This window comes from Pseudobutyrivibrio xylanivorans DSM 14809 (assembly GCF_900141825.1).
Taxonomy (GTDB): domain Bacteria; phylum Bacillota; class Clostridia; order Lachnospirales; family Lachnospiraceae; genus Pseudobutyrivibrio; species Pseudobutyrivibrio xylanivorans.
Genome location: NZ_FQYQ01000010.1, coordinates 40003 through 52770 on the forward strand (window position 1 = coordinate 40003; position 12768 = coordinate 52770).

The 12768-nt window shown below is 40.4% G+C and carries 11 protein-coding genes; 1 reads left to right on the plus strand and 10 read right to left on the minus strand.

Annotated features, from left to right (window positions below; translation table 11 throughout):
• Positions 1-49: 49 nt before the first annotated feature.
• Positions 50-310, plus strand: a complete 261-nt coding sequence (locus tag BUA88_RS08950) for a hypothetical protein (protein WP_072916379.1) — start codon at positions 50-52, stop codon at positions 308-310.
• A gap of 117 nt (positions 311-427) precedes the next feature.
• Here the strand turns inward: BUA88_RS08950 and BUA88_RS08955 are convergent, their stop codons facing one another.
• The 10 genes from BUA88_RS08955 to BUA88_RS09000 form a co-directional block, all read right to left on the minus strand.
• Entirely contained in the window at positions 428-2023 is a 1596-nt protein-coding gene (locus tag BUA88_RS08955; RefSeq protein ID WP_072916382.1) for a sensor domain-containing diguanylate cyclase, read from the minus strand.
• Positions 2024-2139: 116 nt separating this feature from the next.
• Complete coding sequence (locus tag BUA88_RS08960) at positions 2140-2799, minus strand: alpha/beta fold hydrolase (protein WP_072916385.1); 660 nt, start codon at positions 2797-2799, stop codon at positions 2140-2142.
• A gap of 42 nt (positions 2800-2841) precedes the next feature.
• On the minus strand, positions 2842-3603 hold the full coding sequence (dapB, locus tag BUA88_RS08965; RefSeq protein ID WP_072916388.1) for a 4-hydroxy-tetrahydrodipicolinate reductase: 762 nt from the start codon (positions 3601-3603) through the stop codon (positions 2842-2844).
• 83 nt (positions 3604-3686) lie between these two features.
• Positions 3687-4166: a cob(I)yrinic acid a,c-diamide adenosyltransferase gene (locus BUA88_RS08970; protein WP_072916392.1), complete on the minus strand. Its 480-nt coding sequence runs from the start codon at positions 4164-4166 to the stop codon at positions 3687-3689.
• 8 nt (positions 4167-4174) lie between these two features.
• Positions 4175-6007, minus strand: a complete 1833-nt coding sequence (gene typA, locus BUA88_RS08975; RefSeq protein WP_072916397.1) for a translational GTPase TypA — start codon at positions 6005-6007, stop codon at positions 4175-4177.
• 216 nt (positions 6008-6223) lie between these two features.
• Positions 6224-7513, minus strand: coding sequence for a serine--tRNA ligase (gene serS / locus BUA88_RS08980; protein ID WP_072916402.1), 1290 nt, complete (start codon positions 7511-7513; stop codon positions 6224-6226).
• Between the two features lie 22 nt (positions 7514-7535).
• Positions 7536-9806 (minus strand): protein translocase subunit SecDF, encoded by a 2271-nt coding sequence (locus tag BUA88_RS08985; protein WP_072916405.1) that lies wholly within the window; start codon positions 9804-9806, stop codon positions 7536-7538.
• A gap of 54 nt (positions 9807-9860) precedes the next feature.
• Complete coding sequence (gene scfB, locus BUA88_RS08990) at positions 9861-11246, minus strand: thioether cross-link-forming SCIFF peptide maturase (RefSeq protein WP_072916408.1); 1386 nt, start codon at positions 11244-11246, stop codon at positions 9861-9863.
• A 97-nt stretch (positions 11247-11343) separates the two neighbouring features.
• The gene (gene scfA, locus BUA88_RS08995) at positions 11344-11487 is read right to left on the minus strand and encodes a six-cysteine ranthipeptide SCIFF (protein WP_015548727.1); all 144 of its coding nucleotides are present in this window, start codon (positions 11485-11487) and stop codon (positions 11344-11346) included.
• 96 nt (positions 11488-11583) lie between these two features.
• Positions 11584-12750 carry an FKBP-type peptidyl-prolyl cis-trans isomerase gene (locus BUA88_RS09000; RefSeq protein ID WP_072916411.1) on the minus strand — a complete coding sequence of 389 codons (1167 nt, stop codon included), beginning with the start codon at positions 12748-12750 and terminating at the stop codon, positions 11584-11586.
• Positions 12751-12768: the final 18 nt, after the last annotated feature.

The window sequence follows — 12768 nt, forward strand, 5'->3', positions numbered from 1 at the left end:
AAAATCGGTACTATTGAATAGAATTAAATTGATTTTTGGAGGAATAATAATGATAGACAGAGGACGCCTCTTATCTTTAGGATATTATAAAAAAGCTCCCTCTTTTACAGGGAGCGATAAAAATAAATGCTATAAAATTGAACGTTTCCGTGAGGAGGATTCTGAAGAAGACTTGTTCAAAGCCACTATCTGGCCTGGACCATTCAGCTCAGAAAACACACCCGAGGAAGTCAAGCAATCCCGTACCGCGCCATTCACGGAAGAGGGTCTACAAGACCTCGTGGCGTGGATGAATAGCTTGGAAATCTAGAAAAATAAAAACACTTGTAGCTATCAAGCTCTGAGTGTTACTCAAGCGAAGCTTTCTTCAGCTGAGCGGAGTAATATCTCTGGCTTGAGAGCGTAACAAGTGTTGGATACTTTACAGTTATTTACAAGCTTTTTTGTTTTCATACATGTATGCATCTGCACGCTTCACAAGTGCACGGAAATCACTATCAAGGCTTGAGTCATATGCTGCAGCTCCGATAGCCACTCCAATAGAATATTGATGACCGCCTTCTATGTTTGCAGTGTAAATTTTTGTCATAAAGAGCTTCTTTAAACGCTCCATGTTAACCGCCTTGCTTGCTGGGATGATACAACAAAACTCATCACCACCTGTACGATAGCAGTTACCATATCTACCAAATACACTGTTAAAGATTTCTGCTACAAGTGTGATATACTCATCACCTGCTTCGTGTCCGTAGGTATCATTACAAGCCTTGAGTCCGTTGGCATCTGCTACTACTGCAATGATTCCATCAAGCTTATCTTCCGACTGAACATGACTTTCAAAAGCATTTCTATTGTAAAGTCCGGTCATTGTATCTGTAAGGGCAAATACCTCAAGCTGCTTAGCATGGCGGCCTTTCTCAATAATCTCGTTAGTTCCCTTAATCAAATCCCACGCAAGAAGACTTACAAAAATAAGGAACATATAGCGACCCATTTGATCTGAGTCACCAACCTCACTGTAATAATTTCTTACGTCAATGATAATCGAGATAGTAAATAGTAATACTCCAATAGCACAGATTTTCGTCTGACGAGAAAAATCTCTATGATAAAGCTGAATAGCAATCGCTGAGACAACATATATAGCTGCAGCAAGAATTAAAATCTGCATGTAAACAAGAGTCTCTCTATATTCTAAAATCTTCATCAAATGAAGAGTAGTGAATACGACAAACTCGACCATAGATGCTATGACTATAATTCTCTTAACTATCTTTCCATTGATTCCCAAATAACCATCAAAGAAAAGCACAAATGGAGCAATAACCATCATTAAACATAAATATGGAATTACAGCGTCAAAGATTTTGTTATTAAAAAGAAGCACTGATACGTCTGTCTCGTTCAATGTCCATGTTCCAATGAATAATGCAAAATACGCCAAATGAACTAACTCTCTGCCCAAGTTAAGCCTCTTGTTCATAAATGCATAGTAAATCAACATGATAAAACTAAATATCACGATTAATAAACTTGCGCAGAACTTTGGCAAAGAATTTCTGAGCAAATTATCATACATCTGGTATGCATTTCCCACATAGAATGTAGGAACCTGATCCTTTACACAATCATAAACTGGCTTAATGATAATAGCCACATTAAGCATCTTTTCATTCACTGATATAAAATTGTAAGCAGAACCTGGCGTAGAACCTAAAATGCCTCCTGTTTGGGTAAAAGAATAAATTTCTCGTCCAGCATTATAAGCTTTTACAAACTGATGAGATGTGTAAAACATGAAGCCAGAATAATGACTATCAAAAGAAGACAAATCAAAGAAGTACTCCTTTGAGCCATCTTCTAATCTTGCCACCTGATATGGCTCAATCTTGATGGTAGGAGTATCACACTCTGATTTCTCGTTCGTCACTAAGAAGCCTATAACAAGTGCACATGCGCACAGTATAAGCATCAGATTATTTAAACGTTTTTGAAAATTAAAAATTAACTTATTCTGATTCATCGTCATTACCAATTGAAAACTTTTTCACATAACATTATATTTTGGAATCGATTTCACATTTCATTCACATTTTATAACATTATACATTCCTATTGGTATAATGGCAACTATCAAAATTATCTAATAAAACTTTCTATATGTGGGTATAAAGTATCTTTTTGTACAATATAGCTACTATGAGTTTCCCCAGAAAGCACTTTTAACACTGAATTAGGGATACTGGCGGCTATCTTTTCAGTTTCCTTCTGTTTCACACAATCATCTTCTCCAGCAAAAATCATAGCAGGAACGGATATGTTCTTAAGGTCATTTGGATTAATATCAGGTTCCTGTAGCATAAGAAGTGTTCTAGGATCATTATATTTCTTATACGCTCTTTTCATTTCCCTGATATCTCTATGATGAAAACCTGCTGGAGTGAGATTAGCTCCGCAGCAAATAATTCCAGAAAGTAATTCACTGGCCTCCATAGCCACTAATAAAGAAATAATGCCTCCATCTGAATATCCAAGAAGATATGGCTTTTCAATATCCAATGCTTTAATCAGATTGATAACGTCCTTTGCCATATCACTATAATGGTATTCCTTTGGTGTAGCACTTTCACCGTGTCCTCTTGTATCCATTGCATAAACTACGTGATTTCTGCTAAGTCTTTCTACCAATGGATCAAAGATATGGTGATCCTCTCTATTTCCATGCATGAGAATAACCGGGGTTCCCTGCTCCCCGGTTATTTCATAGCATATGATTTGTGAATTAAGCTGGATATACATGTGTTAAACACCTCATCAGTCACCCTCAGTGACGCTCTCGGTTTATTTTTCTGCGATTACTTCTTTCATATCGTAGAGACCTGCTGGCTTTCCTGCCAAAAACTTAGCTGCTTCTACAGCACCCTTTGCAAATACACTCTTTGAATATGCTGTATGCTTGATTGTGATAACCTCATCAAGTCCAGCAAAGATAACTTCATGCTCACCTACAATATTTCCACCACGAACTGCAGAAATACCAATTTCATTCTTAGGTCTCTTCTCACGTCTGTCAGCTCTGCCATAGCAATACTCATACTTCTCATCTAATGCATCGTTGCAAGCATCAGCAAGTGCAAGAGCTGTTCCACTTGGTGCATCAAGCTTCTGATTGTGATGCTTCTCTACGATTTCGATATCAAAACCAGCATCAGCAAAAACCTGAGTAGCCTTCTTGCATAAATCAAATAGTGTATTAATACCTAATGACATGTTTGCAGAGCGGAGAATCGCTACCTTTTTACATGCAGAATCCACGTGTGCAAGCATCTTATCATCTAATCCTGTAGTACAAAGAACAACAGGCTTTCCATTCTTCTCACATACGTCAAGCAACCCATCTACTGCAGCGGCTGTAGAGAAATCAATTACAACATCATAGTCCACATCAACCTCTGCAAGAGAATCATATACTGGATACTCATTGTCGATACCCTTAAATTTATCTACTCCAGCAACGATAGTTGCATCAGCGTCATTCTTGCATAAATCTGTGATAACTCTTCCCATGTGTCCGTTGCATCCGTGCATTACTACTTTTGTCATTATTCTACCTCTCTCTTTCTACTTGGTCATATATAAACAGAACTGCCATAGAAGCCTAAAAAGCCCATGGCAGTTCTATGGAATTACTTCTCAGGTTTTAAATTCAAAACGCTGTCCGCAATTTCAAATATTCCTTTTGTAATGTTTAATCCTGTCAAAATGACATTAGTCGAATATGAACGTCCTTCCAAAGCACATAAAATATCCTGTTCTGGAACAATACCCTCATCAACAACGCCAAGAATCTCATCAAGAATAACCAGATCACTTTCGCCGGTACCAAGAACTTTTTTAGCATAGTTAAGACCATTTTGAATATTCAAAATCTCTTCCTGCTTTTGTTCATCTGTTAACTCAGCGAAGCTCTCTTTTGAGCGCTCGAATCTAAAAAGCTTAATTTCAGGCTCAAGCTTGCTTAAATACTCAGTATTTGTCTCAGATTTAAGGAACTGAATTATTGTTGTAGTGCGTCCCTGCGAGGCATTACGAATAGCCTGTCCTAAGGCTGCAGCTGACTTTCCCTGTCCCGTTCCGTAATATACTTGAACAATTCCTTTTTCCATAAGTCTCCTTATTTCTTAAAGCTAGCTCTCTTTCTAAGTGTAGGATCAAGAATTCTCTTTCTGATACGAAGAGATTCTGGTGTAACCTCTAAAAGCTCATCTACATCGATGAAATCAAGTGCCTGCTCAAGGCTAAGTACTCTTGGTGGTACAAGTGTAAGTGCTTCATCAGCTGAAGATGAACGAGTATTTGTAAGGTGCTTCTTCTTACATACGTTAAGCTCAACATCCTCTGCACGAGAACACTGACCAATAACCATACCAGAATAAACCTTCTCGCCTGGTCCAATGAAAAGTGTACCACGATCCTGAGCTGAGAAGAGTCCGTATGTAACTGACTCACCTGTCTCGAAAGCGATAAGACTTCCAAGCTTACGATAAGAGATATCTCCCTTGTAAAGCTCATAACCATCGAAAATTGTATTGATTATACCATTTCCCTTAGTATCTGTCATGAATTCTCCACGATATCCAATAAGACCACGTGAAGGAATCTTAAACTCGATACGAGTATATCCACCTGCGATAGGTGTCATATTCTGAAGCTCACCCTTTCTCTGAGAAAGCTTCTCTATAACTGCTCCTGTAAACTCATCAGGAACATCTACATAAGCGCGCTCCATTGGCTCGAGCTTATGGCCCTTTTCGTCTTCCTTGTAAAGAACCTCTGCCTTTGATACAGCAAACTCAAAACCTTCACGACGCATGTTCTCGATAAGTACTGAAAGGTGAAGCTCACCACGTCCAGAAACCTTAAGTGAATCTGGTGAATCTGTATCCTCTACACGAAGTGATACATCAGTGTTAAGCTCCTTCATAAGACGCTCACGGATGTGACGTGAAGTTACGAACTTACCTTCCTGACCAGCAAGTGGGCTATCATTTACAATGAAGTTCATTGAAATAGTAGGCTCAGAAATCTTCTGGAAAGGAATTGGATTTGGAGCATCTACTGCACAGATTGTATCTCCAATGTGGATATCTGAAATACCAGAAATAGCTACGATTGAACCAATCTGTGCTTCAGTAACATCTACCTTATTAAGTCCATCGTACTCAAAAAGCTTTGAGATACGAACCTTATTGCTCTTCTCAGGATCATGTGCATTTACAACGATAGCATCCTGGTTAACCTTGATAGAACCATTCTCTACCTTACCAATACCGATACGACCAACGTACTCGTTGTAATCGATTGTAGAGATAAGTACCTGTGTAGGTGCCTCTGGGTCTCCCTTAGGAGCTGGAATATAATCAACAATAGTCTCAAAGAGAGCTGTCATATCCTTATGTTCTTCGTTAAGATCTCTGATTGCGAAACCTTCCTTAGCTGAAGCATAGATAAATGGACAATCAAGCTGCTCATCTGAAGCATCAAGATCCATGAAAAGCTCGAGAACCTCATCGATAACCTCATCTGGACGAGCCTCTGGTCTATCAATCTTATTGATACATACGATAACTGGTAAATCAAGATCAAGTGCCTTCATAAGAACGAACTTGGTCTGTGGCATAGCGCCCTCGAAAGCATCTACTACGAGAACAACACCGTTTACCATCTTAAGTACACGCTCAACCTCGCCACCGAAATCAGCATGACCTGGTGTATCGATAATGTTAATCTTTGTGTTCTTATAATATACTGCTGTGTTCTTTGAAAGAATAGTGATACCACGCTCACGCTCAATATCATTTGAGTCCATGACACGCTCAGCAACTTCCTGATTCTCTCTAAATACACCTGACTGCTTTAAAAGCTCATCTACAAGTGTAGTTTTACCATGATCTACGTGTGCGATGATGGCAATATTTCTAATATCTTCTCTACTTTGTACTGACATAAAAAATCCTTTTCTACTGTGTATAAAATACTACTACTCAGTAAAAACCCCTCAAAAAAAGCGGCATCGAAGTCTTACATGCTCCCGCAGGCCACCTTCCATACTCGAGCAAGGAATCTCCCCTAAAGGGGCCCCCTCCTTCCTCGGCATGGAGCCTTCCTGCTCGCGCCTGCCAAGAATTTTAAGCCGCTTTTATATAATTTGTCAATAACTTATTTATTTAATAGGAATTAATTCACTCTTACCACCCATGTATGGCTGAAGTGCCTTAGGAATAGCCACGCTACCATCTTCACGTAAGTTGTTCTCAAGGAATGCGATAAGCATACGTGGTGGAGCAACTACTGTATTATTAAGTGTATGAGCGAAGTACTTATTACCATTCTCATCCTTAACACGAATCTTAAGACGTCTAGCCTGAGCATCACCAAGGTTAGAGCAAGAACCTACCTCAAAGTACTTCTTCTGACGTGGTGACCATGCCTCAACGTCACAAGACTTAACCTTAAGATCTGCCAAATCTCCTGAACAGCACTCAAGTGTACGAACAGGAATATCAAGGCTGCGGAATAAATCAACTGTGTTGTTCCAAAGGATATCGTAGTACTTCTTTGACTCCTCTGGCTTACAAACTACGATCATCTCCTGCTTCTCGAACTGGTGGATACGGTAAACACCACGCTCTTCGATACCGTGTGCACCCTTCTCCTTACGGAAGCAAGGGCTGTAGCTTGTAAGTGTATATGGAAGATTAGCTTCGTCATTAAGTGTATCAATGAACTTACCAATCATAGAGTGCTCTGATGTACCGATGAGGTAAAGATCCTCGCCCTCAATTTTGTACATCATAGCATCCATCTCTTCGAATGACATAACACCAGTAACTACGTTTGAACGAATCATGAAAGGTGGGATGCAATATGTAAATCCTTTATCAATCATGAAATCACGAGCATATGAAATAACTGCTGAGTGAAGACGAGCAATGTCTCCCATAAGGTAATAGAAGCCGTTACCAGCAACCTTACCAGCAGCATCCAAATCGATACCATTGAATCTCTCCATGATATCTGTGTGATAAGGAATCTCAAAATCAGGAACAACTGGCTCACCGAACTTTTCGATTTCTACGTTGCAGGAATCATCTGGACCAATTGGAACGCTAGGGTCGATAATGTTAGGAATCTTCATCATGATTTCCTCAACCTTATCGGCAAGCTCCTTCTCAACTGGCTCTAAGTCCTTAATGCGCTGCTTGAGCTCTGCCACCTCAGCCTTAGCCTTCTCAGCCTCATCCTTTTTGCCCTGACCCATAAGAGCACCAATTTCTTTTGATGCCTTATTCATCTGCGCACGGAGGTCGTCAGCTTCCTGCTGAGCAGCACGTCTCTTGTCATCAAGCTCGATGACCTCATCTACGAGGCCAAGCTTGTGCTCCTGAAACTTCTTTTTAATGTTTTCCTTAACTGCGTCTGGATTCTCACGTAAAAACTTAATGTCTATCATGTTTTTTCTCCTAGTTCTAATCTTAATTCTTTGAAGCAAACTTAAGCTTAAGGATGTACCAAAGCTGTGTTGCGATAAAGATTGATGAATATGTACCAGCAATTACGCCAGCAAGAAGTGGTAATGCGAACTCTCTGATTGATGAAACACCAAGGATGAGAAGCATAAGTACCATGATTGCTGTTGTGATTGATGTTGAAATAGAACGTGAAAGTGTCTGAGCAAGTGACTCATTACAAAGTGACTTAAGTGTCTCGGCATTTTCTGTTCTAATTGCCTTGTGGTTTTCACGGATACGGTCGAATACTACGATTGTATCGTTGACTGAGTAACCGATAACTGTAAGCATACATGCGATGAATGCAGCGCCTACTGAAATTCTTGCAAATGCATAAAGTGCAAGTACTACAAGAACGTCGTGTACAAGGGCGATGATTGCTGAAGAAGCAAATCTGATGTCCTTGAATCTGAACCAAATATATACAAGCATGCAGAGAACTGCAACGAGTACAGCGATTGTAGACTGGCTACGCATCTCGCCTGAGATTGTGGAACCAATTGTCTGCTGAGTGATTGAAGTCTCCTTAACCTGGAACTGGCTCTCAAACATCTCATTTAATGACTCTCTCTCTTCAAGAGTAAGGTTTCTTGTCTTGAAGATTGCCTGATTGCTTCCATCTACTGTTGTAGTCTGGATACTTCCCTCGCTAACACCGATTGTGCTTGCAATCTGAGGAACTACCTTTGCATCTAAATCTGCAAGTGAATATGTCTCATTGAAATCAACTGTTGTTGATGTACCACCAAGGAACTCAAGTGAGTAGTTAAGACCTGAACCAGTCTTAGCCTTCATAGCTCCCATTGTGATGAAGCCAGCTGCGATAATTGCAACTGAAATTGTAATAAAGATTGCCTTCTTGCCAACGAAGTCGAACTTTGAAGGATCCTTTGCCTTTCCATAGAACTTAGCATCACGAACGCCAAGTGCATAGAAAGAATTAATAAGAATTCTTGTAATAACAAGAGCTGTAAACATTGATAAAACAACACCAAGTGCAAGAGTGATTGCGAATCCCTTTACTGAGCCTGAACCAAGGATACCAAGTACCGCTGCTGCGATAAGTGTTGTGATGTTACCATCAAGGATTGCTGAAAGTGCCTTTGAGAAACCAGCCTCAATAGATGAAACTACTGGACGACCGTTCTTAATTTCCTCACGAACACGTGCAAATACGATAACGTTAGCATCAACCGCCATACCGATTGAAAGAATCATACCTGCAATACCAGGAAGTGTAAGTGTAATATCAAATGCCTTAAGAATGCCTATAAGCATTGCTGTGTAAAGCGCAAGTGCAAGTGATGAAACAAAACCAGGTACAAGGTACATAACGATAAGGAATAACATTACGAGACCAAGACCAATACCTGCTGCGATAAGTGAGGTTCTAAGAGCATCAGCACCAAGCTGAGCACCTACAACCTGTGACTCTAACTCCTGAAGCTCGATATCAAGACCACCGATACGGATGTAAGAAGCAAGCTTTTCTGCCTCTTCCATAGAAGACATACCAGAAATCTCACAGTTACCTGTTGTGATTGCTTCGTTTACCTTTGGAACTGAAACAAACTGACCATCATAGTAGATACCAATTGTCTCACCTGCAACAGCTGCTACTGTTGTAGCATCACCAAATGCCTTTGTTCCTTCGTCGTTGAACTGAAGTGTTACAACGTACTTTGTAGCGCTAGTAGTCTTATCCTGCTCAGCTCTTCCCTGCGCTGCTGTAACTTCTTTACCTGTACAAATAACTGAACCATTCTCTGTGAGTGTCTCAATATCGTAGTTGAGCTGATATCCATTCTCACCATAGCTATAGTTCTCATTTCCATCGTTATCCTTCTGAGCGATGAAATAAAGTGTACCAGGAGTACCTAACTCCTCCAATAATGCGTTTGCATCTGAAACGCCAGGAATCTCAACTGTGATTCTGTCATCACCTACGCGATAAACATTTGCCTCTGTTGTTGAGCTCTCCTCGCCAAGGTCATTTTCAATACGCTGCTGGAGCTTAAGAATTGTGTCTGCCATCTGCTCATCTGTAGGCTTATCTCCAACTGCTTCGTATGTAATGCTGACACCACCATCAAGGTCGAGACCAAGCTTTAGGCTGTCATCATTTTCTTTAATTGTGCCTGTAATAACTGTGAATGCATAGTAGCCAAGTAAACCAAGAATAACTACAAATGCAACGAGCCAGGCAATCCCCTGTCCTTTTTTTAAACGTTTCATTATTTATTCTCCTATCTTGTAATTTATAACTGCTGAGCAGTCTAAAGAGGTGGTTTATGCCTCTTTTGTTTCGTTAATCTCTGCATTGTGCACTTTTAAAGCAATAGCACACTCAATACGCTTCTTCTGAAGCTCACATCCTACATGGTAATTACCAAGGATGCTTCCTGTGAAGTTAAATGCATTTGCTGCACATCCGCCGCTGCAGTAGAATCTTGCAAAGCAATTCTTGCATTCTTCTTTTGCATAAACATTGCAGTGCTTGAACTGATTTACAACTTCAGTGTTCTTAACCCCGCCCCATACGTCACCGAGACAGAAATCAGTATTTCCAACGAACTGGTGACATGGATAAAGCTCACCAGTAGGTGTAACTGCCATGTATTCTGTACCAGAACCACAACCTGAAAGACGCTTGTAAACACAAGGACCGCCCTCTAAATCAATCATGAAGTGGAAGAAATTGAAATCCTTGTCTGTACCCTGACGACGCATCATCTCGGCACAAAGTGAATCGTACTCTTCAAAGAGCTTTGGTAAATCCTCCTCACGAAGAGCATAATCATCTGTCTCCTGTGCAACTACTGGCTCAACGGAAATCTGCTTGAAGCCTTCATTTGCGAGATGAATAACATCCTTAGAGAAATCAAGATTATTACGTGTGAAAGTACCGCGAATATAATATCTGTCCTGATTACGTGAATCAGCAAGCTTCTTGAATTTTGGCATTACGATATCGTAGCTGCCTGCTCCCTTTTTGAATGGGCGCATGAGATCATGAATCTCTGGACGACCGTCGCAGCTAAGAACTACGTTAGCCATCTCCTTATTAGCGAATTCCTGAATCTCGTCATTTAATAACACACCGTTTGTGGTGAGTGTAAATCTAAAGTTTTTGTTATGCTCTTTTTCGATTGAGCGACCGTAGGCAACTAAATCCTTAACTACCTGCCAGTTCATAAGTGGCTCGCCGCCGAAGAAATCAACTTCAAGGTTTCTTCTGCTGCCAGAATTTGCAACGAGGAAATCAAGTGCCTGCTTACCAACCTCGTAGGTCATAAGCTCGCGCTTTCCTGTGTGATATTCTCCCTCTTCTGCGAAGCAATACTTGCAGGCAAGATTGCAATCGTGAGTTATATGTAAGCAAAGAGCCTTTACAACTGTTGGACGTGCTGTAAAATCAGCAATCTTTGGCTCGTAGTTGTCTTCTGTAAATAATGCTCCATCAGCAATAAGCTGTTCAATCTCAGACTGAATCTCTGAAAGCTCTGCCTCTGAAACCTCTGGATGGCTTTTCTTCATCTGATCAAGTGCTGCATCCTTTCCCTGCTCCTGCCAGAGACCAAGGAAATCGTATGTGATTTCATCTACTACGTGGATGGCACCGCTATTGATATCAATAACAATGTTGTAACCGTTGTTTTTAAACTGGTGAATCACTAAAAAAATGTCCTTTCATAAACGCACAATAGACCGTTCCCCATCCATGGGATGAGGACCGGTCTGCGTTAAATATTACTTCATTAAATATGAGCAATTACTTAGAGTGCTCACAGCTCTGGTTTCCAACTGTGCAAGAAGTCTTGCAAGCTGACTGGCATGATGTCTGGCACTCGCCACATCCGCCTTCCTTTACAGTGTTCTGTAATCTTGCAGTATTTAATGTTTTGATGTGTTCCATAATGAATATCTCCTTTTCTTTAAACAGCTACTACTCATAGTAACCCTAAGATTAATTGATTATACTATAAATCCGCTAAAATATAAAGTATTTTCCTTATTCTGCCTCAGCAGGTGCTCCTGTGTAATTTGCATTGTCGATGCAGAAATCAAGTGCCTTCTGTGTAAGGTAAGCCTGACGGAAATATCTCTCGCCAGTGTAACCATCTACATCATATACTTCATAGAAGCTTGTTTCGTCAGTTGCACCTGATGATGAAAGAACTCCCTGAATAAACTCTTTATAGCCAGCTTCATCAATTTCAATTTTCTCTGCCTTTGCAATAGCCTCAAGGATGAGTTCAGTCTCTGTAGACTCCTGAATGCTTGTCTTCATGCTTTCAACATAAGCATCATAATCCTGTCCCATCGACTCGAAGTATTCTTTTGCTGTAGTGCCATATGACTGATACTGCTTGTCATATACGCTAAGATACATATCTACTCTTGCCTGAAGAAGTTCCTCTGGAACCTTTGATACCTTGCTGTTATTTAGAACGGCATTTAATACGGCTGTCTGCTTGTCGCTCTTAAGATTGTTCTCAAGGCTTGCTGTATATTTCTCCTTAAGTGAATCCATGTAAGCATCGACTGTGTCATATCCGAACTTATCTGATACGATTTCATCTGTAAGGGCCTTCTTAGAATCGATAGCCTTTGCGATGTAATTAACCTGGAATGTAAAGATAACTGTCTGACCTGCTAAATCTGCATTGCCATAATCGTCTGGGAACTTAACTTCGTAAGCAACTTCCTCGCCTACCTTGTGACCTACAAGACCGGCTGTAAATCCTTCAATGTATCCGCCGCCTGTTGCTGAGCTGTTGTTTCCTACGTCGATAAGCTGATCCTCAGCAGAGCCACCATCAAAAGCGACTCCATCTTTTGAGCCAACATAATCAACATTTACGATAGAATCTTCAGCAATTTCATTAGCATCCTTATCCTCTACGTAAATAGCTGCTTCTGAAATAGTCTTTGATACATATTCATCAAAGCCCTCATCCGAGTACTCGTACTCTCCATCCAATGTGATTTCGAGATTCTTATACTCTCCAAGCTTAACAAATTCGTCTACATCATATTCGATATCAGCAACCTTCTTTTTGCTGGTTTTATCTGTCTTCTCTGTCTTAGTTTCAGCTTTGTCTTCTTTCTTTCCACAGGCAGAAAGAGAAAAGGCCATTGTGCATATTAAAACCAATGCTAATAATCTTTTTTTCATGTCTTAAAATCCCTCCTC